Genomic DNA, 22,377 nt, shown 5'->3' on the forward strand with positions numbered 1-22,377 from the left:
CCTGTCCCCCGCGGTGTGGGGCCACGGACTCGCTTCCGAGGTGGCTGTCGCCGCCGTGGAGGCCGCACAAGCAGCAGATCTGACGCTTCCCGTCGTCGCCCGGGTGTTGTCGACCAACCCGGCTTCCTCGAGGGTGGCGGCCAATGCGGGACTGACGCTGCGATGGCGCGGCAGGCCCACAGAGGGTCCGAAGCGGCTGATCCACGCCGACCGTGATCTCGAGCCCGAGCTGCTCAAGGCGCTTATCGCGCTCTGAGCAGACCGGCCAGCGTCAGTGGCCCGCTTCGTGCCAGGTGCGGCCGATGCCGACCGAGACGTCGAGTGGCACCGAGAGCTGAGCCGCCGAGCCCATCTGGGCGCGTACGAGCGCTTCGACGGCCTCCTTCTCCCCCGACGCCACCTCGAGCACGAGCTCATCGTGCACCTGCAGGAGCATGCGCGACGTGAGCCCTGCCCCGTCGAGAGCGCGTTCGACGCCGAGCATCGCGACCTTGATGATGTCAGCGGCCGACCCCTGGATGGGCGCGTTGAGCGCCATGCGCTCTGCCATCTCGCGGCGTTGCCGGTTGTCGCTCTGCAGGTCGGGCAGGTAACGACGACGGCCCATGATCGTCTCGGTGAAGCCGGTCTGCCTCGCCTCGTCGACGAGACCCCGGAGGTAGTCGCGCACCCCACCGAACCGCTGGAAGTAGTCGTCCATGAGCCCTTGCGCCTCCCCCGTGGAGATGCTGAGCTGCTGGCTGAGGCCGTAGGAGGACAACCCGTAGGCCAGACCGTAGTTCATCGCCTTGATACGAGCGCGCAGCTCGGTGCCGATCTCCTCGGGCTTCTTGCTGAAGACCTTGGCTGCCATGACGGTGTGGAAGTCCTCGCCGGACTTGAACGCCGCTATCAGGTCGGCATCTTCTGACAGGTGCGCCATGATGCGCATCTCGATCTGGCTGTAGTCGGCGGTCAGGAGCGTGTCGAACCCGTCGCCGACACAGAACGCTTCGCGGATGCGGCGACCCGAGGCGGTGCGGATGGGGATGTTCTGCAGGTTGGGGTCGTTCGAGCTGAGGCGACCCGTTGCGGCGATGGTCTGCGCGTAGGTCGTGTGGATGCGCCCGTCGTCGGAGATGGACTTGCGCAGCCCCTCGACGGTCTGCCTGAGCCGAGTGACGTCGCGGTGGTCGAGCAGGTGCTGCAGGAAGGGGTGCTCGGTCTTGGTGAACAGCTGCTGCAGCGCCTCGGCGTCGGTCGTCCAGCCCGTCTTGGTCTTCTTGGTCTTGGGCATGCCCAGCTCGTCGAACAGCACGACCTGCAGCTGCTTTGGCGAACCGAGGTTGATCTCCTTGCCACCGATCGCGGCGTACGCCTCGCTGGCTGCGTTCTGCGCTCGTGCAGCGAACTCCGACTCGAGCGTCACGAGGTGGTCGTCGTCGATCGCGATGCCGGTGCGTTCCATGCGCGCGAGCGTCGCCACGAGCGGCAGCTCGACGTCGGTGATGAGTGCCGTGCCGCCGGACTGCTCGACCTCCTCGTCGAGCACTGCCGCGAGGTCGAGCGTCGCGCGGGCTCGCAGCATGCCGGACTCGGCACCGAGGTCGTCGGTGTCGAGTGTCAGCTGGCCGGCGTTGTCGGACTCGTCACGCAGCTCACGCTTGAGGTAGCGGACCGAGAGGTCTCCGAGGTCGTAGGACCGCTGGTCGGGCCGCACGACATAAGCCGACAGCGCGGTGTCGGCGGCGACCCCGACGAGAGGCCAGCCCCGTGCGGCAAGTGCCAGCGAGGGCCCCTTGGCATCGTGCAACACCTTGGGCCGTGCGGCGTCGCCCAGCCAGGCGGCGATCGCGGCGTCGTCGTCGGGCGTGACGTCGTCGGTGCCGATCCACGCGGCGGCCTCGTCGGAGGCGACTGCCAGGGCGACCACGTCACCGGTGCCTCGACCCCACGACCCCTGGACGTGCAGCCCCAGTCGGAGGCCGGACGCTGACTGCTCGTCGAGCCACGACGTCACGGCGCCGGGCTCGAGCCTGACGCCCTCGAGGTCGAAGCCCTCGTCGGCCTGGGGCTCGACGTCACCGAAGGCCGTGAACAGCCGCTCGCGCAGGGCGTTGAACTCGAGCGAGTCGAACACCGTGTGGATGGCCTCGCGGTCCCACACCGTGTCGAAGGCGAGATCGGCGGGACCGGCCGGCAGGTCGAGGTCGCGGATCAGTGCGTTGATGCTGCGGTTGCGCAGGACGTCGCCGAGGTGCTCACGCAGCGACTCCCCTGCCTTGCCCGGGACGTTGCCCACGTCGGTGACGAGCGCTTCGAGCGTGCCGTACTGGTTGATCCACTTGGCGGCGGTCTTCGGCCCCACGCCCGGGACGCCGGGCAGGTTGTCACTCGTCTCACCGACCAGCGCCGCGATGTCGGGATAGTGCTCGGGCGTGACGGCGTACTTCTCCTCCACCGCGGCCGGCGTCATGCGGGCCAGGTCGGACACACCCTTGCGGGGGTACAGCACCGTGGTGTGGTCGGTGACGAGCTGCAACGCGTCGCGGTCGCCCGTGCAGATCAGGACGTCCATGCCGGCGGCCTCGGCCCGGGTGGCAAGGGTGCCGATGATGTCGTCGGCCTCGAAACCGTCCTTCTCGAACGTCTGGATGTGCATCGCGCCGAGGATCTCCTTGATCAGGGGGATCTGACCGGTGAACTCCGGCGGCGACTTGCTGCGGTTGCCCTTGTACTCGGCGTACTGCTCGAGGCGGAACGTCTGCCGCGACACGTCGAACGCGACCGCGACGTGGGTGGGCTTCTCGTCGCGCAGCACGTTGATGAGCATCGACGTGAAGCCGAACACCGCATTGGTGCTCTGGCCCGTCGTCGTCGAAAAGTTCTCGATCGGGAGGGCGAAGAAGGCACGGTAGGCGACCGAATGGCCGTCGATCAGCAGGAGGCGGTCCACCTGACCGACTCTAGCCGTCCGCTCGGACGTTCGACGAGGCGTGCCGCTCAGGCGCGGGGACGCACGGGGCGCGGGTCGCCCTGTCGGCGTCTGAGGGTGCGACGCACCGCGATGAGCTTGCCGGTGTCGCGTGAGTTCGTCGCCTTGGTGGTGAGCCTCGACCGCAGCTTGCTGGCCTGGATCGCCCGGAGCACCGCAATTTGGTTGAAGCCGATCTTGGTGAGGTAGCGGTGCGGCTCACGCGAGTGCACAGGGATGGCTGCCACCACGATCTCGCAGTTGTGCTCCTCGCCATACGTGGACGCGGCTGACAGGAGCGTCGAGGCCACCGATCGGCGGCGAAAGCGTGGAGAGACCTGGATCTCGGTGACCACCAGCACGCGGGTCAGGGTGATCGGCGTGAGAGTGGTGACGTCGCAGACCGTGGCCCCGATGATCTCACCGTCGACCAGAGCGATGATGATGCGCTTGTCGGGGCGGGCGAGGTTGAGCTCGAGCGCCGCGGCGGCCTCAGCGACGCCGGGCTTGCGCCACAGGGACTGCTGCGTGAAGGCTTCGGAGCCCTCGTCCAGACTTGCGCCGGCACACTCTGTCCAGAGCGTCACCAGCGCGCTCGCGTCCTCGCGCTCGGCGTCTCGAAGAACGATGTGCGGTCGGCTCGACATCTGTCGCTGATCTCCTGTCCGGGCGCTGCCTCGTGCTCGACGGTGCGGAAATGACACACTACGCGCTGGGCAGCGGCGTGAAGCTCGTGGAAGAGTTGTCCCGCAAGCATCGAGGGAGACGATACATGTTCGTCGGCATCGGCACCGCCACTAATGTGGCAACCGTGATCGCCGGCTCGGGCCTCGGCCTGCTGGTGGGCCACCGTCTCAGCCTGCGCGTTCGCTCGACCGTCACGTCTGCGCTCGGCCTGGTCACCTTGCTCATCGCCGCCCAGGCCGCCGTGCAGGTGTCGGACCCAGCGCTGACCGACGCTGTCGGCACGAGCGCGCCGGTGCTCATCGTGCTCGGCTCCCTCGTGATCGGCGGCATGCTCGGCTCGTGGGGCCGGCTCGAGGATCGGCTGGAGGCGTTCGGCGGATGGTTGCAGGCGCGGCTGACCCGAGGCGACGCCGACGAAGGTCGCGAACGGTTCATCGAGGGGTTCGTCATCAGCTCGCTGGTCTTCTGCATCGGCCCGCTCACGATCCTGGGGTCCATCAACGAAGGTCTGGGCAACGGGGCTGATCAGCTGCTCCTCAAGGCTGCCCTCGACGGCTTCGCCGCGCTCGCCTTCGCGGCCTCCTTCGGCATCGGTGTCATGGCCTCTGCGCTGTCGGTGGCCGTCATCCAGGGGTCACTCACCCTTCTTGGTGCGTTGCTCGGCTCGTTCCTGCCCGAGGCCCACCTGATTGCCCTGACAGCCACCGGCGGTCTCATCCTCATCGGGGTCGCGTTCCGCCTGCTCGAGCTGAAGGTCATCCCCGTGGCCGATCTCCTGCCCGCCCTCGTGGTCGCACCCGTCCTCTGCCAGATCGCGATAGCGCTCAATTGAGACAGACGTCCGAAGAACCGAAACCCAACTGTTACTTCCTGATGTCGAATGTGACGCCTGTGACTCCACCCAGTGGCTATAGTCCGAGGATCACTCGAACAAACCGTGCATCAGCCCGACAGGAGTCACGTGTGCGACTGCGACTAGCAGCCCTCCTCGCAACGGTGGTGGGAGTATTCATGCTTCTCACCCCAGGAGCGGCACTTGCCGAGACGACACCCACCCCGGCGGACAACCCGATCATCAAGGGCGCCAACATCACCGTCACGCTGCTCGACCTCAACGGCGGCAAAGGCGAACCAAAGCCGGTGCCAGGTGTCTCGCTGACGGTCCGGCAGGACAGCAAGACCGGAACCGAGCTCGGGACGCAAACCACCGACAGCAAGGGTCGCGTGAGCATCGCGATTCCGGGCAACGGCCGCTTCGTCGTGAATCTCGACCCCAAGACCCTCCCCAGCGGCGTCAAGCTCAGCGGCAAGGGTGAGACCACCAAGACCGTCCAGGTCAAGCTCGCCTCGTCCAACTTCGTGCAGTTCCAGATCGGCGCGGTCGTCGTCAAGGACGCGTCGTTCGGCAGTCAGGTCGTCGACGGCACGCGTGACGGGCTCAAGCGAGGACTGATCATCGCTCTCGCGGCGCTCGGACTCTCGCTGATCTTCGGCACCACCGGCCTCACCAACTTCGCGCACGGCGAGCTCATCACGTTCGGCGGCATCGCCACCTACATCTTCAACCGCGGCATGGGCTTCCCGGTGATCATCGCCGGCATCCTTGCGGTCGTCGCCTCAGCGGCGTTCGGCTACGCCCAGGATCGAGGTCTGTGGCGACCACTCCGCAACCGCGGCACAGGCCTGATCGCGATGATGATCGTGTCGATCGGTCTTGCGCTGCTGATGCGCAGCCTCTTCCAGTACGGATTCGGCGGCTCGACCCGGACGCTGACGGAGTACGTCACGCAGCCCCGCAACAGCTACGGCCCGGTCGACCTCTCGCACAAGGAGGTGGCGATCTTCGCAATCTCGATCATCACGATCGGCGTCGCCTGCGTCGCCCTGATGCGGACTCGTCTGGGCAAGGCCATGCGCGCCGTTTCGGACAACCCGGCGCTGTCCGCTTCGTCCGGTATGCGCGTCGACGGTGTCATCTCGTCGGTGTGGATCCTCGGCACAGCGCTGACCGGCTTGGCGGGCGTGCTGCTGGCCGTCCAGGACCAGGTCAACTTCCAGATGGGATTCAATCAGCTCCTGCTGGTCTTCGCCGGAGTCACGTTGGGCGGCCTCGGCACCATCTGGGGTGCGCTGATCGGGTCCCTGATCATCGGCTTGATGGTCGAGCTCGGGCCTGTGTTCGGCGTTCCGGCATCCATCAAGGAGGTCGGCGCGCTCGTGGTGCTGATCCTCATCCTCCTCATCAGGCCGCAGGGCATCCTCGGCAAAGCACAGCGGATCGGTTAGGGGCCCACCATGGATTTCGGAACCATCATCGACGCCGCCTTCTCGTCGGCCCTCGGCCCGCAGGCCATCGTCTTCGCGCTAGCCGCGATCGGCGTCAACGTCCACTTCGGCTACACCGGGCTCCTCAACTTCGGCCAGGCTGGTTTCATGTCGATCGCGGCCTTCGGTCTCGCGGTCAGTGTCGTGACCTGGGACCTGCCGTTCTGGCTCGGGCTCATCGTCGGCATCATCGCCGCGGTGCTGCTGGCGCTCGTGCTCGGTGTGCCCACGCTGCGACTGCGAGCCGACTACCTCGCGATCGCCACGATCGCCACGTCCGAGATCCTGAGGCTGATCTTCGGCGCCGTCGAGTTCAAGAACACCTTCGGCGGCTCGAACGGGCTCACCGGATTCGTCAGGCCGTATCAGAACCTCAACCCTTACAACAACGGTCTCAACCTCGGCTTCGTGTCGTTCAGTCGCAACGACCTGTGGTCCATCACGGTCGGCTGGTCGCTGGTCGCGATCTCCTGCCTCCTCGTGTGGTCCCTCATGCGCAGCCCCTGGGGACGCGTCCTCAAGTCGATCCGTGAGGACGAGGACGCCGTCCGTTCGTTGGGCAAGAACGTCTTCGCCTACAAGATGCAGGCGCTGATCCTCGGCGGAGTCTTCGGTGGCATCGCCGGCATCTTCCACATCCTGAAGCAGGGTTCGGCGGTCCCGACCGACTTCAACACGACCTTCACGTTCTACGCCTACGCGGCGCTGCTGATCGGTGGCGCGGCTCGCGTCCTCGGTCCGGTCGTCGGTTCGATGATCTTCTGGTTCCTCATCGCCGGCATCGGGTCGTTCTTCAGCGAAGCAACCAAGGGCGCCAACCCCGTCATCCCCGACTACATCATGACGTCCGACCAATCCAGCCTCATCCGCCTGATCCTGCTCGGACTGGGCCTCATGCTGCTGATGATCTTCCGACCACAGGGGATCTTCGGCGATCGAAGGGAGATCGCGATCGATGGCCGCTGAACTCAGTGACGCCCGTGCAGCACTCGCGGATGTACCCCACGAACCAGGGGCCCCCAAGCCCGACCCGATCCTCAAGGGCACCAACATCACCCGCACGTTTGGTGGTCTCAAGGCCGTCGACGTCGGCAGGATCGAGATCCAGCGCGGCGTCATCACCGCCTTGATCGGGCCCAACGGGGCGGGCAAGACCACCTTGTTCAACCTGCTCACGGGGTTCGACGAGCCCGACGGCGGAGAGTGGTCGTTCAACGGCAAGCCTCTCGCCAAGGTCCCGGCCTTCAAGGTCGCGCGTCGTGGCATGGTGCGCACATTCCAGCTCACCAAGGTGCTCGCCAAGCTGACGGTCATCGAGAACATGCGCCTCGGAGCAACCGGTCAGCGCGGCGAGAAGTTCTTCTCTGCGGTCTTCAAGTCGTTGTGGAGCGCTCAGGAGGACTCGAACACCACGCGCGCGGACGCACTGCTCGAACGGTTCAAGCTCGACGCCAAGCGCGAGGACTTCGCTGGCTCACTGTCCGGTGGTCAGCGCAAGCTGCTCGAGATGGCTCGCGCCCTCATGGTCGACCCCGAGCTGATCATGCTCGACGAGCCCATGGCCGGCGTCAACCCTGCCCTCAAGCAGTCGCTGCTCGAACACGTGAAGTCGTTGCGCGACGAGGGCCGAACGGTGTTGTTCGTCGAGCACGACATGGACATGGTCCGCGACATCTCTGACTGGGTCATCGTCATGGCCCAGGGGCAGATCGTCGCGGAGGGCACGCCGCAGTCCGTCATGGCCGACACGGCCGTCATCGACGCCTACCTCGGCGCGCATCACGACACCGACATCACCGAGCTCGACATCCAGGAGCTCGATCACGCGGCCGAGGCTGAGCCCGACGAAGAGGCAAAATCATGACCGAGACCAGTCAGACGTCCGAGCGCGACAAGCACCTCGCCAACGCCGACGATGCGGTGCTGCGCGCCGACAACCTGATCGCCGGCTACCTGCCCGGCGTCAACATCCTCAACGGTGCCGACCTCTACTGCAACCCGGGCGAGCTCGTTGCCATCATCGGGCCCAACGGCGCGGGAAAATCGACGCTGCTGAAGGCGCTCTTCGGCCTGGTGAAGGTTCACACCGGGTCTGTCCGGCTCAAGGGCGATGACATCACCAACCAGCGCGCCGACCAGCTGGTGTCGAAGGGCATCGGCTTCGTGCCGCAGAACAACAATGTGTTCCCCAGCCTGACGATCGAGGAGAATCTCGAGATGGGGTGCTACCAGGACCCCAAGCGGTTCCAGGAGCGCTTCGGCTTCGTCACCGACCTCTTCCCGCGGCTCGGTGAGCGCCGCAAGCAGCGAGCCGGGCAGCTGTCCGGCGGCGAGCGTCAGATGGTCGCCATGGGGCGCGCCCTGATGATGGACCCCTCCGTGCTGCTGCTCGACGAACCGTCGGCCGGGCTGTCCCCCGTGCTGCAGGACGAGGTCTTTGTGCAGACGCGCAACATCAACAAGGCTGGCGTCTCGGTCATCATGGTGGAGCAGAATGCCCGCCGCTGCCTGCAGATCTGCGACCGCGGATACGTGCTCGACCATGGCACCAATGCCTACTCCGGCACCGGCAAGTCCTTGGGCAACGACCCCAAGGTCATCGAGCTCTACCTCGGCACCCTCGGCCAGCAACCCGACTAACCGGTCGCGAGTCACTCAGGACCAGTGACCGCCCCCAAATCTGCCGGGGTGCTGCGGCTAGCGCCCTTCGGGGCCATCGACACAACACGGGACCCGTCCGCCCGGTCCTAGTCCTGAGTGACTCCCCGACGGTCCTGAGTGACTCGCGAGCGTGGCGCTGGTGGGGGTGGGGGGCGGTGGGGAAACGGAGGGCCCCGGTGCCGAAGCACCGGGGCCCTCTGGGCTCAGCTGATCAGATCAGCGTCGTCCGTGACTCAGATCGTGCCGCTGATGTAGTCAACAGGAGCGATCTTGTTCTTGCCGTCGTACTGGTAGATGCCGATCGAGGCGGCCGTCGGGCTGCCCGTCTTGCCGAGCTCGATCGGACCGGAGACACCGTCGTAGTCGATGTCAGCGCTCTTGTCCTTCTTGAGCAGCGCTGCGCACTTCTCGAACGAGTCGCACTTCTCGCCACCCTTGGTGATGTTCGGGATCTCCTTGGCGATGGCCACACCTGCATCATCACCGGCAGCGATCGCGGCAAGTGAGGACACGACGGTCGCGTCGTAGGACTCCGCCGAGTAGGCGTAGTCCTTCAGCTTCGGGTTGACCGTCGCGAGACGCGTCTTGAAGTCGGCGCCCGCCTTTGCTCCGGGGATGGTGCCCTTCGTGCCCTTGAGCGTGCCGTCCGGAAGCGAAGCAGCGTCGCCCTTGCCGTAGTTGGCCGTGTTTCCGTCGACGAAGTACGTCGGGACGTCTTGCGGGCCAGCTCCTGCCTGGACGAGCTTCGGGATGACCGTGGTGGTCTCCTCGAAGGCAATCAGCAAGACTGCGTCAGCCTTGGCGTCGGCGATCTGGGTGATCTGGCTGTCACCAGGCCCGTTCTTCTCGCTGTAGAGAACCGAGACGGCCACCTTGGAGCCCGCGGCCTTGAGGTTCTTGGTGACTTCCTTCGCGAGGGTCTCACCGTAGGCGTCCTGGCGGGCCAGGATGGCGACGTTCTGACGTCCGTCCTCGATCAGGAGGTTGGCGAGAACGGCACCCTGGAGGACGTCGGACGGCGCCGTACGGAAGTAGAGGTCGGGCTTGGAATAGTCGCCCTCATCGAAAGAGGTCGACGTGTTGGCCGGTGAGAACTCGACGGTGCCGGCCGACATGATCTTGTCGATGACCGTCAGCGAGACGCCCGAGGACGCAGCACCAACGATGACGTCGGACTTGGCCTTGAGCAGCTTGTCTGCCTCAGCCGGGGCGATGCCCGAGTCGGTGTCGCCCGAGTCGCCCTTGACGCCAACGACGTCCTTGCCGAGCACGCCGCCGGCGGCATTGATGTCCTTGATGGCCAGGTCGACGCCAGCAAACTCCGGAGGGCCGAGGAACGCGAGGCTACCGGTCTGCGGAAGGAGCTGGCCGATGGTCAGGGTGCCGTCGCCCTTGGTGGCGCCGCCATCCTTCTTGGCACTGCTTCCGCTGTCACTGCCGCCGCCACAGGCAGCGAGCACGAGCGCGCCTGCGGCTGCAACGGCAGCCAGGCGAATCGTTGTGGTACTGCGTTTCATCAATCCTCCGGATATGTAGAAAGCCCATGGTCCGCGCCAGGGAGCGTTTACGTAGGTCCGAATCTAGTCTTCCGAGGGGTCATTTGTGGCGAGGACGTCTACACGGCAGGCAACGTAGCCAAGTTGTAACCAAGGAAATGCTGAGACGGTCGAACCGTGCTCACAGGTTCGTGTCGCCGAGGCCCGGACCGTGGTCGACAACACCTTGCGCAACCTGCTGCATCGTCAGCCTGAGATCCATCGCGGTGCGCTGGATCCAGCGGAATGCCTCAGGTTCACTGATGGTCAGAGCCTCCTGCAGCAAGCCCTTCGCACGCTCGACAACCTTGCGCGCCGCCAGCTGCCCGCTGAGGTTGTCGACCTCCCGCTCGAGCGCGGCGATCTCGGTGAAACGGCTCATCGCCATCTCGATGGCCGGCAGCAGGTCGGACTTCGTGAACGGCTTCACGAGGTAGGCCATCGCGCCGGAGTCACGGGCACGCTCGACCAGCTCGCGCTGACTGAAGGCCGTCAGCATCACGACCGGGGCGATGCGAGCCTCGGCTATCTGGGCGGCCGCGGCGATGCCGTCAAGCTTCGGCATCTTGACGTCCATCACGACCAGGTCGGGCCGGTGCCGAACCGCGAGCTCGACTGCGGCCTCTCCGTCGCCCGCCTGACCGACGACGTCAAAGCCCTCCTCGGCGAGCATCTCGGCCAGGTCGAGCCTGATGAGTGCCTCGTCCTCGGCGATCACGACACGTCGCGCCACGGGCTGAGGCGATGGGGATGGGGAGTCGCTCACATGAGAAGGTTATCCGGCACAGGATGTCGTGACACGAGCGGCTGACGCGGTGCGCGCCGGGTTGGCGGAATGGTAGACGCGACGGTCTCAAAAACCGTTGTCCGCAAGGGCGTGCGGGTTCGAGTCCCGCACCCGGCACTGGAACGAGAGCAGATAGGGGCCACTGCCGACAAGGCGAGCTTCTGAAGCGTCGGCCGGAGGCGACCGTGTCGGCCTTCCGGCCCACGGGAGGCATCCTTGGCGGTCAGCATGGGTTCACCGTGATGCTGATCTTGGACGCTGACCCACCGCCCCCGGGTCAATCTGCGGTCTTGGCATCCTCGTAGCCCGGCGCGACCTTGTTGATGGCGTCGCCCATGTTGTGGATGCGCAGCGCGTTCGTCGAGCCGGGGATGCCCGGAGGGCTCCCCGCGACGATGACGACCTGCTGGCCCAGGCTGCAACGTTCGATCTCCAGCAGTGCCTTGTCGACCTGCAGCACCATGTCGTCGGTGTGCTTGACCTCCGGCACGGTGAAGGTCTCGATGCCCCAGCTCATGGCCAGCTGGCGGCGGACGATCGGGTCGGGCGTGAACGCGATGACGGGCACGTGTGACCGGTAGCGCGTCATGCGCCGGGCCGAGTCGCCGCTGGTGGTGAACGCGACGACGAACCGCGCGTCGATCGCCTCGGCGACGTCGGAAGCTGCGCGGCAGATGATGCCGCTCTTGGTCTTGGCGCGCCAGGTGAACGCCGCCATGCGAGGCAGCCCGTGATCTTCGGTCGACTCGACGATGCGGGCCATGGTGTGGACCGTGTGGATCGGGTACTCCCCCACGCTCGTCTCTCCGGACAGCATCACCGCGTCGGCGCCGTCGAGCACCGCGTTGGCGACGTCGGACGCCTCGGCGCGTGTCGGGCGGGGAGCCGAGATCATCGACTCGAGCATCTGGGTAGCGACGATGACGGGCTTGGCGTTGCGTCGGGCCATCTCGACGATGAGCTTCTGGACGATCGGCACGTCCTCGAGCGGCAGCTCGACGCCGAGGTCGCCACGCGCGACCATGACGCCGTCGAAGGCGTCCATGATGCCGTCGAGGTTGTCGACGGCCTGCGGCTTCTCGATCTTGGCGATGACGGGGCGCACCACGCCCTCCTCGTCCATGATCTTGCGGACGTCGTCGTAGTCGTCGGCAGACCGCACGAACGAGAGGGCGATGAAGTCGACGCCGAGACGCAGCGCGAAACGCAGGTCGTCGATGTCCTTCTCGCTCATGGCCGGCACGCTGACCATGACACCAGGCAGGTTGATGCCCTTGTTGTTGCTGACCGGTCCGCTGGTCTCGACCATCGTCAGGACCTCGGTGGCGTTGACCTCGGTGGCGCGAAGGCGCATCCGGCCGTCGTCGATCAGGATCTCATCGCCGGGGGTGACGTCGCCGGGCAAGCCCTTGTAGGTCGTGGAGCAGCGGTTGACGTCGCCGAGGATGTCGTCGGTCGTGATGGTGAACATCGACCCGACCTCGAGATGTACCGGCCCGTCGGCGAACCGGCCGAGCCTGATCTTGGGGCCTTGCAGGTCGGCGAGCGTGGCGATGGCCTTGCCGGTCTTCTCCGCGGCCTCGAGCACCCACTCGTAGTTCTGTCGGTGGTCGGCCTGCTCACCGTGACTCATGTTGAGCCGTGCGACGTCCATGCCGGCCTCGGCCAGCTGGAGGATCTTGTGGGCATTGCCGACCGCTGGGCCGAGGGTGCAGACGATCTTTGCTCTTCTCACTCCACGACCCTAATCCAGTGACCCCGCTACCGGCGAGTCACTTATGTGGTTTGGGGCAACAAATAAACGTCACACGGTGAGAGGACGTGCGGTGGGCAGGATCGGAGCAGGCAAGTTGGTCGAGCCTGACAAGTACGCATCAACCCCGGCCGCCGCCGAACGACCCTCGGCGATGGCCCAGACGATCAACGACTGTCCCCTGCCAGCGTCTCCCGCGACGAACACACCGTCGACGCTGGACATGTATCGCTCGTCGCGCTTGACGTTGCCACGCTCGTCGAGCTCGACGCCCAGCTGGTCGACCAGCCCCTCCTTCTCGGGGCCGGTGAAACCCATCGCGAAGAGCACGAGCTGCGCCGGGATGATCTTCTCCGAACCCTCGACCTCGGTGAGCCTGCCGTCGATGAACTCAACCTCGACGAGGCTCAGCCCACTCACGTGACCATCGTCATCGCCGAGGAACTCCTTGGTCGAGACCGAGTAGACCCGGTCGCCGGCCTCCTCGTGCGCGGAGGACACGCGATAGATCATCGGGTAGGTCGGCCAGGGCTGGGTGTCGGGACGGTCGCCCCCGGGGTTGGGCAGGATCTCCAGCTGGGTGATCGACTTCGCACCCTGGCGGATCGAGGTACCCAGGCAGTCGGCGCCGGTGTCGCCGCCGCCGATGATGACGACGTCCTTGTCGGTGGCCAGGATCTGGTCGTCGACCTGTTCACCGAGGGCCACGCGGTTGGCCTGGGGCAGGAACTCCATGGCCTGGTGGATGCCCGCGTGTTCCCGGCCGGGCGCCGGCAGGTCGCGCCGGACCGTCGAGCCGATCGCGAGGACCACGGCGTCGTAGCGGTCGCGCAGATGTGCGCCGGTCAATGTCTCACCGATCTGGACGCCGGTGCGGAAGACGGTGCCCTCGCGCTCCATCTGGTCGATGCGCCGATCGACCTGGATCTTCTCCATCTTGAACTCGGGGATGCCGTAGCGCAGGAGCCCGCCGGGCTTGTCGTCACGTTCGTACACCGCGACGGTGTGACCGGCACGGGTGAGCTGCTGCGCGACCGCGAGCCCGGCCGGTCCGGAGCCCACGACGGCGACGGTCTTGCCGGTGAGCCACTCGGGCGGCTCGGGGCGCACCTGACGGTCGTCCCACGCCTTGTCGATGATCGACACCTCGACGTTCTTGATCGTGACGGCGTCACGGTTGATGGCGACGACGCATGCGGTCTCGCACGGCGCCGGGCACAACCGTCCGGTGAACTCCGGAAAGTTGTTCGTGGCGTGGAGACGGTCGAGCGCCTCGTCCCAGTCCGAACGCCAGACCAAGTCGTTCCACTCCGGGATGAGGTTGCCGAGCGGGCAGCCGGAGTGGCAGAACGGGATGCCACAGTCCATGCACCGCCCGGCCTGCTCAGTGATGATCGGGAGCAGCGCCCGGCCCGCTCCCCCGGGATAGACCTCGTTCCAGTCGTGGACGCGCTCTTCCACCGGACGTCGCTCGGCGACCTCGCGGGGCGTCGTGATGAACCCTCGGGGATCAGCCACGGTTGGCCACCTCCATCATGCGTGCTGTGGTGTCTTCATCGGACAGTCCTTCGGACTCGGCGGCGTCTCGCGCCTCGAGCACCAGCCGGTAGTTGACCGGCATGATCTCGGTGAAGCGGGCGAGCGACTGCTCCCAGCTGCCGAGCAGCTGCTCGGCCACCACGGAGCCGGTCTCCTCGTGATGCTTGCGCACGAGTGTCTTCAGCTCGTCGGCGGTCTCGGCCGGGACGGGTCGCAACTCGACCATGTCCGTGTTGACGAGGCTGGTGTCGAGATCGAGCACGTAGGCCGAGCCGCCACTCATGCCCGCCGCCACGTTGCGACCGGTCGGGCCGATGATGACGACCCGGCCTCCGGTCATGTACTCGCAGGCGTGGTCGCCCACACCCTCGACGACGGCGCTCATGCCGGAGTTGCGGACGCAGAAGCGCTCGCCGACCTTGCCGCGCAGGAAGATCTCGCCGCTCGTGGCACCGAAACCGATGACGTTGCCCGCGACGATCTGGGCCTCAGCACTGAACTGCACGTTGCGCGGGGGCCGGACGACGATGCGTCCGCCGGACAGGCCCTTGCCGACGTAGTCGTTGCCGTCGCCCTCGAGCCGCAGGGTGATGCCCTTCGGGACGAATGCGCCGAACGACTGCCCGGCCGACCCGAGGAAGGTCAGGTCGATGGTGTTCTCCGGCAGGCCCTCGCCGCGGTAGCGCTTGGTGACCTCGTGACCGAGCATCGTGCCGACCGTGCGGTTGACGTTGCGGATGTCGACCTGGGCCCGCACCGGCTCTCCCCGCTCGAGGGCGTCGGCACTCAGGGCGATCAGCTCGTTGTCGAGTGCCCGGTCGAGACCGTGGTCCTGGCTCTTGGTGTTGTGCAGGGCAGCGCCCTCGGCCAGCTCTGGGACGTAGAGGACCGGCGTGAGGTCGAGCCCTTCGGCCTTCCAGTGGTCGACCGCGTGCCGGACGTCGATCATCTCCGCGTGGCCCACCGCTTCCTCGATCGTGCGGAAGCCGAGCTGGGCGAGGTACTCCCGCACCTCCTGCGCGATGAAGGTGAAGAAGTTGACGATGTACTCGGCCCTGCCGGAGTACTTCTCGCGCAACGTCTTGTTCTGCGTCGCGACACCCACGGGGCACGTGTCGAGATGGCAGACCCGCATCATGATGCATCCGCTCACGACCAGCGGCGCCGTGGCGAAGCCGAACTCCTCGGCACCGAGCAGCGCGGCGATGATGACGTCGCGGCCGGTCTTGAGCTGTCCGTCGCACTGCACGACGATGCGATCGCGGAGACCGTTCATCAGCAGGGTCTGCTGGGTCTCGGCGAGGCCGAGCTCCCACGGTCCACCCGCATGCTTGAGCGACGTCAGGGGTGAGGCGCCGGTGCCTCCGTCGTGCCCAGAGATCAGGACGACGTCAGCGTGAGCCTTCGAGACGCCTGCCGCCACCGTGCCCACGCCCACCTCCGACACAAGCTTGACGTGGACCCGTGCCGACGGGTTGGCGTTCTTCAGGTCGTGGATGAGCTGCTTGAGATCCTCGATCGAGTAGATGTCGTGGTGCGGTGGCGGCGAGATGAGGCCGACACCCGGTGTCGAGTGGCGGGTCTTGGCCACCCACGGGTAGACCTTGGGACCAGGCAGCTGGCCACCCTCACCGGGCTTGGCTCCCTGCGCCATCTTGATCTGGATGTCGTCAGCGTTCGTGAGGTACTCCGACGTGACACCGAAGCGTCCGGAGGCGACCTGCTTGATCGCCGAGCGACGCTCAGGGTCGTAGAGCCGTTCGGCGTCCTCGCCACCCTCGCCGGTGTTGGACTTGCCACCCAGCCGGTTCATCGCGATCGCCAGGGTCTCGTGAGCCTCCTGGCTGATCGACCCGTACGACATCGCGCCGGTCGAGAACCGCTTGACGATCTCGGAGACCGGCTCGACCTCCTCGATCGGGATCGGGGTGCGCACCCCTCCGCCGCCCTGCTCGCCCCTCAGGGCGAAGAGGCCACGCAGCGTCATCAGGCGCTCTGACTGGTCGTCGACGCGGGAGGTGTACTGCTTGAAGATGTCGTAGCTTCCGGTACGGGTCGAGTGTTGGAGGCGGAAGACGGTCTCGGGGTCGAAGAGGTGCTCAGGACCCTCACGACGCCACTGGTACTCGCCACCGACATCGAGCTGGCGGCGCGGTCCGGCGATGCCGCTCGTCGGGTAGGCCCGCAGGTGCCGCGACCGGACCTCCTCGGCAATGACGTCGAGGCCGACCCCGCCGAGCTTGGACGAGGTGCCGGTGAAGTAGGCATCGACGGTCTCGTGGGACAGACCGACGGCCTCGAAGATCTGCGCGCCGGTGTAGGACGCCACCGTCGACACGCCCATCTTGCTCATGACCTTCAGGACGCCCTTGCCGAGGCCCTGGGCCACGTTGCGCAGGGCCTTGGCGGGGGCGACGCCCTCGACGAAGATGCGTTCACGGGCAAGGTCCTCGGCGGTCTCGAGCACGAGGTACGGGTTGACGGCGGTCGCACCGAAGCCGATGAGCAACGCGACGTGGTGCACCTCGCGCACATCGCCGGCCTCGATGATCAGGCCAGCCTGGGTGCGCAGCTTTTCGCGGACCATGTGGTGGTGCACGGCGCCGGTGAGCAGCAGCGACGGGATGGGGCCGAGGTCGGCGTTGGAGTGCCGGTCTGAGAGCACGATGATGCGTGCACCGTCGGCGATCGCCGTCGACACCTCCGCACAGATGTCCTCGAGCCTGGACTTGAGCGCGGCGCCACCGCCGTGGACCTCGTACAGCCCGCGGACGACGTGCACCGAGAAGCCGGGCATGTCGCCGTCCTTGTTCATGTGCCGGATCTTGGCCAGCTCGTCGTTGTCGAGGACAGGAAACGGCAGCTGGAGCATGCGGCACGACGCACTGCTCGGTGCGAGCAGGTTGCGTTCGGGGCCGATCGTGCCCGCCAGCGACGTCACAACCTCCTCGCGAATGGCGTCGAGCGGCGGGTTGGTGACCTGCGCGAAGAGCTGCGAGAAGTAGTCGAACAGCTGCCGTGGACGGTCGGAGATGGCGGCGATGGGCGTGTCGGTACCCATCGACCCGATCGCCTCGGCGCCAGTGCGCGCGATCGGCGCAATGAGGATGCGGAGCTCTTCCTCGGTGTAGCCGAAGACCTGCTGACGACGCGTCACCGACGCGTGCGTGTGCACGATGTGCTCGAGGTCGGGCAGGTCCTCGAAACGGACGAGCCCGGAGTACAGCCACTCGTCGTAGGGGCGCTCCGCAGCGAGGGTGGTCTTGATCTCGTGGTCCTCGATGATGCGGTGCTCGTCGAGGTCGAGGAGAAACATCTTGCCCGGCTCGAGACGGCCCTTGCGGGTGATCATGCTCTGGTCGATGTCGAGCACGCCGGCCTCCGAGGCGAGGACGACGAGGCCGTCCTCGGTGACCCAGTAGCGACCAGGACGCAGACCGTTGCGGTCGAGGACGGCACCGACCTGGTTGCCGTCGGTGAAGCACACCGCAGCAGGCCCGTCCCACGGCTCCATGACGGAGGAGTGGAACTCATAGAACGCGCGACGCGCGGCGTCCATGTCGGCGTTGTTCTCCCACGCCTCGGGGATCATCATCATGACGGCGTGCGGCAGGCTGCGGCCCCCGAGGTGCAGCAGCTCGAGCACCTCGTCGAAGGAGGCTGTGTCGCTGCCGAGGGGGTCGCAGATCGGGTACAGGCGGCTCATGTCGCCCGGGATCAGGTCGCTCTCGAGCAACGCCTCGCGAGCGCGCATCCAGTTGCGGTTGCCGCGGGCGGTGTTGATCTCACCGTTGTGCGCGATGAAGCGGAACGGGTGCGCCAGCGGCCAGCTCGGGAAGGTGTTGGTCGAGAACCGGCTGTGGACGATGGCCAGTGCCGACTCCATGCGCTCGTCGGACAGATCGGGGAAGAAGTTCTCGAGCTGCTCGGTGGTGAGCATGCCCTTGTAGATCAACGTGCGGCTCGAGAGCGACGGGAAGTAGACACCCAGCTCGTGCTCGGCCCGCTTGCGCAGGCAGAAGGTCACCCGGTCGAGCTCGAGCCCGCAGAGCTCGTCGCCCGCCGAGGCGGTGAACATCAGGGAGAACGACGGCATGGCGCCACGGGACATCGAGCCGAGGATGTCGGGGTTGATCGGCACCTCGCGCCAACCCAGGACCGTGAGTCCTTCCTCCACGGCCAGCGCCTCGATGCGGTCGCGTGCCACGGCAGCCTCGGCCTCCTCGATCGGCAGGAACGCCATGCCCGCGGCGTAGGAACCGGGAGCGGGCAGATCGACGCCGCCGACGGCACGCAGGAAGGCGTCCGGGATCTGGATCAGGATGCCGGCCCCGTCACCGGTGTCGGGCTCGCCACCCACGGCGCCGCGGTGGTCGAGGTTACGCAAGGCCGTGAGGCCCTTGACGACGATGTCGTTGCTCGGAACGCCTGTCAGGGTCGCCACGAGGGCGACGCCGCACGCATCGTGCTCGTTCGCCGGGTCGTAGAGACCCTGGGCGGGAGGCTGAGCCGAAAAAGGTTGGGTGCGCATGCGGGCCCCTTACTCACGTCATCAATGGCTACGAAAATGGAAACGCCTTCGTACCGGGGACGACATTGGCCTCGGACAGCATCCCAAGGCTACACGGCGGCGCCCGCGAAGGCATACCTGGACGGACGCGAAAGCGGGTCGCGTGGTCCGGACACCTCGACGTCGCACGGCCCGTGCTGAGGGCCCGCCCACCGTGCGCGCCGCCTTGTGCGAGCTCGCGCCCTGTTGGTCGGCTGGCAACACAAAGACACCCGCGGGGGTCAACCGGAGGACGAACGGGTCTCGCCGTGCTCGATGCACCGTGCAGACCATCCGGTGGGCACGACCTGGACCACGAGGCGACGCCGACAGCAGGGACAGAACCGGGGCGGCTCCATGCGGAGCCGCTCGACGCACCGCTCATGCGTACGCTCGCCAGCCGGCCCGCCACACTGGCCGCAGTAGTCCGTCACAGGGTCTTCTGAAGCTCCTTGATCGGCATACCGAGCTCGGCGAGCAGGTCGATGTCCTCGTTGGCGTCGCGGCCAAGAGTCGTCAGGTAGTTGCCGACGATGACGGCGTTGACGCCGCCCAGCAGACCCTCGCGGGTCCCGAGGTCGCCAAGGGTCAGCTCGCGCCCACCGGCATATCGCAGGATCGTGTGTGGCATCGCGAGCCGGAACGCCGCGATCGTCCGCAGGGCGTCCTGCGGGCTCATCAGCGCCTGATCGGCGAAGGGTGTGCCGGGGCGAGGGTTGAGGAAGTTGAGGGGCACCTCGTGGGGACGCAGCTCAGCGAGCTGGACCGCGAGCTCGGCTCGCTGCTCGACGCTCTCGCCCATGCCGACGAGCCCACCACAGCACAGCTCGATGCCGGCCTCGCGCACCATCAGGCACGTGTTCCACCGCTCCTCGTACGAGTGCGTCGTCACGACGTGGGGGAAGTACGACCTCGCAGCCTCGAGGTTGTGGTTGTAACGGTGCACGCCCATCTCGGCAAACTCGTCGACCTGTGCCTGTGTCAGCATGCCGAGCGAGCAGGCGATGTTGATGTCGACCTCGGCCCGGATCGCCCGGATGCCCGCGCGCACCTGGTCCATCAGCCGCTGGTCGGGCCCACGTACGGCGGCGACGATGCAGAATTCGCTGGCGCCGGTCTTGGCGGTCTCCCTGGCGGCCTCGACGAGCTCGGGAATGTTGAGCCACACGGACCGTACAGGTGACTGGAACTGGCCCGACTGGCTGCAGAAATGGCAGTCCTCGGGACAGCCTCCGGTCTTGAGCGAGACGATGCCCTCCACCTCGACCTCCGGCCCGCACCACGTCATGCGAACCTCGTGCGCCAGAGCCAGCAGCTCAGGTACCCGCTCGTCGGGTAGGTGGAGAATGTCGACAAGATGCTCCTCGGAAAGGCCGAGGCCTCCGCGGAGCACGTGGTCACGGGCGATGTCAACGACGTCAGTCATGACGACACCTTAACCTGAACACTGTTCAGGTCGGCCACCAACCCGAACAGTGTTCAGGATAGCGTGGGCGTGCCATGGACGACCTTCTCGAGTACGACCGCCGACACGTGTGGCACCCCTACGCCGCGATACCTCCGGTGCACGGGCCCCTCCTCGTCCGCTCCGCCAGAGGTGCCCGACTCGAGCTTGCCGACGGCCGGCGCCCGATCGACGCGATGTCGTCGTGGTGGTCGGCGATCCACGGCTACCGGCACCCTGCGCTCGATGCGGCGGCGCATGCCCAGGTCGACGTGATGTCGCACGTCATGTTCGGCGGGCTGACGCACGAGCCCGCCATCGGGCTCGCTCGGCGACTCGTCGACATGTCACCGCCCGGGCTCGAGCACGTGTTCTTCGCCGACTCCGGATCGGTCTGCGTCGAGGTCGCGATCAAGATGGCACTCCAGCACCAGCGAGGCCTGGGGCACACGGGTCGAACGCGCATCGCGACGCCCAGCGGCGGCTACCACGGCGACACCTTCGGGGCGATGAGCGTGTGCGACCCGGTCGGCGGGATGCACACGATGTTTGCCGATGTCCTGGCTCCGCAGGTGTTTCTCCCCCGCCCGCCCGCCGGTCTCGGTGCTGACATTGCCGAGTGGGCGGCTGCGGCTGCTGAGGTGCTCGACGCCGCGTCGGAGCAGATCGCGGCGATCATCATCGAGCCCGTGCTGCAGGGCGCCGGTGGCATGCACGTCTACCCACCAGCGGTCGTCACCTGGCTGCGCGAACGGGCCGACGACCTCGGTGTGCTGCTGGTCGTCGACGAGATCGCCACGGGATTCGGGCGCACGGGCGAGATGTTCGCGTCCGACCACGCTTCGGTGTCTCCCGACATCATGTGCGTGGGCAAGGCGTTGACCGGTGGCTACATGACGCTGGCCGCAGTGGTGTGCACGCCGGCCGTCGCCGCTGGCATCGCGGCCTCGGAGTCCGGCGTGCTGGTGCATGGGCCCACGTTCATGGCCAACCCGCTCGCCTGTGCGGTCGCCACCGCGAGCCTCGACCTGCTGGCGGGGGGCGACTGGCGATCGGATGTCTTGCGCATCGGCGCTGCCCTCTCGCGTGGACTCGCGCCCGCCGCAGACCTCGAGCGCGTCGTCGACGTCCGGACGATCGGCGCCGTCGGGGTCATCCAGCTCGACCGTCCGGTCGACGTGAGACGCGTCTCCGCGGTAGCGCTCGACCACGGGGTGTGGGTGCGCCCGTTCCGCGACCTGATCTACACCATGCCGCCGTACGTGTGCGGCGACGACGAGCTGGACACCATCACCGCCGCGCTCGTCGCGGCGGCGGCATCGAAGGAGTGCAGATGAGGCTTGACGACTGGCTCACCGAACAGTCCGCGGCACGCGAGAAGGCCGGGCTCACCCGCCGGCTCCTTTCCCGCGGGCCCACGTCTGGCGTGATCGACCTCGCCGGTAACGACTACCTCGGGCTCTCGCGAGACCCACGGGTGACCGCTGCCGCGGCCGAGGCCGCAATCGAGTGGGGCGCCGGTGCCGGGGCGTCCCGACTCGTCACCGGGACCCTCCGCCTGCACACCGAGCTCGAGGACGAGCTTGCCGACTTCACCGGACAACCGGCGGGACTGGTCTTCTCGACGGGCTACCACGCCAACCTTTCGGCGGTGACGGCCCTGACCGACGCCGACACGCTCATCGTGTCGGACAGACACGTGCATGCTTCGCTGGTCGATGCCTGCCGCCTCGCCCGGTCACCCCGGGTCGTCGTCGATCACGGGGACGTCCCCGGTGTCGAAAGGGCATTGGCCGAGCGGACCGAGTCGCGGGCCATGGTGCTGGTCGAGTCGATCTACTCGGTCCTCGGGGATGCGGCATCGCTGGTACGACTTGCCGACGTCTGCGAGCGCGAGGACGCGACCCTCCTCGTCGACGAGGCGCACGGCATCGGGGTGGCCGGTCGAGGCCGCGGACTCGTCCACGGGCTCGGCCTCGCGGGGCTTGCCCACGTCATCGTCACCATGACGCTCTCGAAGGCGCTCGGCAGCCAGGGGGGCGCGGTGCTCGGTAGCCGGGCCGTGGTCGACCACATCGTCAATCGCGCGCGGCCGTTCATCTTCGACACAGGTCTTGCACCAGCGGCCACCGCGGCAGCGCTCG

16 protein-coding genes and 1 tRNA gene are annotated in these 22,377 nt (G+C 66.9%); 9 read left to right on the forward strand and 8 right to left on the reverse strand.

The genetic code is table 11. The features are described from left to right. A partial coding sequence (locus H7290_RS11435; RefSeq protein WP_290514144.1) for a GNAT family N-acetyltransferase occupies positions 1 to 256 on the forward strand: 256 nt, incomplete at its 5' end. Positions 257 to 271: 15 nt separating this feature from the next. On the opposite strand, the gene polA is transcribed toward H7290_RS11435, so the two are convergent. Beyond that, a complete protein-coding gene (polA, locus tag H7290_RS11440; RefSeq protein WP_290514145.1) occupies positions 272 to 2,935 on the reverse strand; it encodes a DNA polymerase I in 2,664 nt (887 codons plus the stop codon). 47 nt (positions 2,936 to 2,982) lie between these two features. Then, positions 2,983 to 3,600: a GNAT family N-acetyltransferase gene (locus tag H7290_RS11445; RefSeq protein WP_290514146.1), complete on the reverse strand. Its 618-nt coding sequence runs from the start codon at positions 3,598 to 3,600 to the stop codon at positions 2,983 to 2,985. Between the two features lie 50 nt (positions 3,601 to 3,650). Between H7290_RS11445 and H7290_RS11450 the strand changes: the two genes are divergently transcribed. From H7290_RS11450 to H7290_RS11470, 5 genes are all read left to right on the forward strand, one after another. Further along, complete coding sequence (locus H7290_RS11450) at positions 3,651 to 4,472, forward strand: DUF554 domain-containing protein (protein ID WP_290514147.1); 822 nt, start codon at positions 3,651 to 3,653, stop codon at positions 4,470 to 4,472. A 179-nt stretch (positions 4,473 to 4,651) separates the two neighbouring features. Next, complete coding sequence (locus tag H7290_RS11455; RefSeq protein ID WP_290514148.1) at positions 4,652 to 5,926, forward strand: hypothetical protein; 1,275 nt, start codon at positions 4,652 to 4,654, stop codon at positions 5,924 to 5,926. A 9-nt stretch (positions 5,927 to 5,935) separates the two neighbouring features. Next, positions 5,936 to 6,931, forward strand: a complete 996-nt coding sequence (locus H7290_RS11460) for a branched-chain amino acid ABC transporter permease (RefSeq protein WP_290514149.1) — start codon at positions 5,936 to 5,938, stop codon at positions 6,929 to 6,931. Next, on the forward strand, positions 6,921 to 7,829 hold the full coding sequence (locus H7290_RS11465; protein ID WP_290514150.1) for an ABC transporter ATP-binding protein: 909 nt from the start codon (positions 6,921 to 6,923) through the stop codon (positions 7,827 to 7,829). The genes H7290_RS11460 and H7290_RS11465 overlap by 11 nt, the downstream gene beginning before the upstream one ends. Further along, on the forward strand, positions 7,826 to 8,605 hold the full coding sequence (locus tag H7290_RS11470) for an ABC transporter ATP-binding protein (protein WP_290514151.1): 780 nt from the start codon (positions 7,826 to 7,828) through the stop codon (positions 8,603 to 8,605). The genes H7290_RS11465 and H7290_RS11470 overlap by 4 nt, the downstream gene beginning before the upstream one ends. Positions 8,606 to 8,859: 254 nt before the next feature. Here the strand turns inward: H7290_RS11470 and H7290_RS11475 are convergent, their stop codons facing one another. Together H7290_RS11475 and H7290_RS11480 are read right to left on the reverse strand one after the other, a co-directional pair. Further along, positions 8,860 to 10,143, reverse strand: a complete 1,284-nt coding sequence (locus H7290_RS11475; protein WP_290514152.1) for an ABC transporter substrate-binding protein — start codon at positions 10,141 to 10,143, stop codon at positions 8,860 to 8,862. A gap of 160 nt (positions 10,144 to 10,303) precedes the next feature. Continuing rightward, positions 10,304 to 10,927: a response regulator gene (locus H7290_RS11480; protein WP_290514153.1), complete on the reverse strand. Its 624-nt coding sequence runs from the start codon at positions 10,925 to 10,927 to the stop codon at positions 10,304 to 10,306. A 55-nt stretch (positions 10,928 to 10,982) separates the two neighbouring features. Between H7290_RS11480 and H7290_RS11485 the strand changes: the two genes are divergently transcribed. Beyond that, positions 10,983 to 11,065 (forward strand) — tRNA-Leu (locus H7290_RS11485). A 160-nt stretch (positions 11,066 to 11,225) separates the two neighbouring features. Here the strand turns inward: H7290_RS11485 and pyk are convergent. The 4 genes from pyk to bioB form a co-directional block, all read right to left on the reverse strand. Next, positions 11,226 to 12,683, reverse strand: a complete 1,458-nt coding sequence (pyk, locus tag H7290_RS11490) for a pyruvate kinase (protein ID WP_290514154.1) — start codon at positions 12,681 to 12,683, stop codon at positions 11,226 to 11,228. A 69-nt stretch (positions 12,684 to 12,752) separates the two neighbouring features. Beyond that, positions 12,753 to 14,219 carry a glutamate synthase subunit beta gene (locus H7290_RS11495; RefSeq protein WP_290514155.1) on the reverse strand — a complete coding sequence of 489 codons (1,467 nt, stop codon included), beginning with the start codon at positions 14,217 to 14,219 and terminating at the stop codon, positions 12,753 to 12,755. After that, positions 14,212 to 18,771, reverse strand: a complete 4,560-nt coding sequence (gene gltB, locus H7290_RS11500; protein ID WP_290514156.1) for a glutamate synthase large subunit — start codon at positions 18,769 to 18,771, stop codon at positions 14,212 to 14,214. The genes H7290_RS11495 and gltB overlap by 8 nt, the downstream gene beginning before the upstream one ends. Positions 18,772 to 19,219: 448 nt before the next feature. Then, entirely contained in the window at positions 19,220 to 20,215 is a 996-nt protein-coding gene (gene bioB / locus H7290_RS11505) for a biotin synthase BioB (protein ID WP_290514157.1), read from the reverse strand. A 74-nt stretch (positions 20,216 to 20,289) separates the two neighbouring features. Here bioB and H7290_RS11510 point away from each other — a divergent pair, with 74 nt between their 5' ends. Further along, entirely contained in the window at positions 20,290 to 21,570 is a 1,281-nt protein-coding gene (locus tag H7290_RS11510) for an adenosylmethionine--8-amino-7-oxononanoate transaminase (protein WP_290514158.1), read from the forward strand. Beyond that, the coding region (locus H7290_RS11515; protein ID WP_290514159.1) for an aminotransferase class I/II-fold pyridoxal phosphate-dependent enzyme at positions 21,567 to 22,377 on the forward strand (811 nt) is incomplete at its 3' end. The genes H7290_RS11510 and H7290_RS11515, both read left to right, overlap by 4 nt.

Origin of the sequence: Aeromicrobium sp., assembly GCF_014378035.1 — a bacterium.
Lineage (GTDB): Bacteria > Actinomycetota > Actinomycetes > Propionibacteriales > Nocardioidaceae > Aeromicrobium.

Bases quoted from the DNA above. Each gene is read 5' to 3' on its own strand.
- H7290_RS11475 (WP_290514152.1), bottom strand. From the start codon at position 10,143: ATGAAACGCAGTACCACAACGATTCGCCTGGCTGCCGTTGCAGCCGCA.
- gltB (WP_290514156.1), bottom strand. From the start codon at position 18,771: ATGCGCACCCAACCTTTTTCGGCTCAGCCTCCCGCCCAGGGTCTCTAC.
- H7290_RS11455 (WP_290514148.1), top strand. From the start codon at position 4,652: ATGCTTCTCACCCCAGGAGCGGCACTTGCCGAGACGACACCCACCCCG.
- H7290_RS11450 (WP_290514147.1), top strand. From the start codon at position 3,651: ATGACACACTACGCGCTGGGCAGCGGCGTGAAGCTCGTGGAAGAGTTG.
- bioB (WP_290514157.1), bottom strand. From the start codon at position 20,215: ATGACTGACGTCGTTGACATCGCCCGTGACCACGTGCTCCGCGGAGGC.
- H7290_RS11510 (WP_290514158.1), top strand. From the start codon at position 20,290: ATGGACGACCTTCTCGAGTACGACCGCCGACACGTGTGGCACCCCTAC.
- H7290_RS11445 (WP_290514146.1), bottom strand. From the start codon at position 3,600: ATGTCGAGCCGACCGCACATCGTTCTTCGAGACGCCGAGCGCGAGGAC.
- H7290_RS11460 (WP_290514149.1), top strand. From the start codon at position 5,936: ATGGATTTCGGAACCATCATCGACGCCGCCTTCTCGTCGGCCCTCGGC.
- H7290_RS11465 (WP_290514150.1), top strand. From the start codon at position 6,921: ATGGCCGCTGAACTCAGTGACGCCCGTGCAGCACTCGCGGATGTACCC.
- H7290_RS11470 (WP_290514151.1), top strand. From the start codon at position 7,826: ATGACCGAGACCAGTCAGACGTCCGAGCGCGACAAGCACCTCGCCAAC.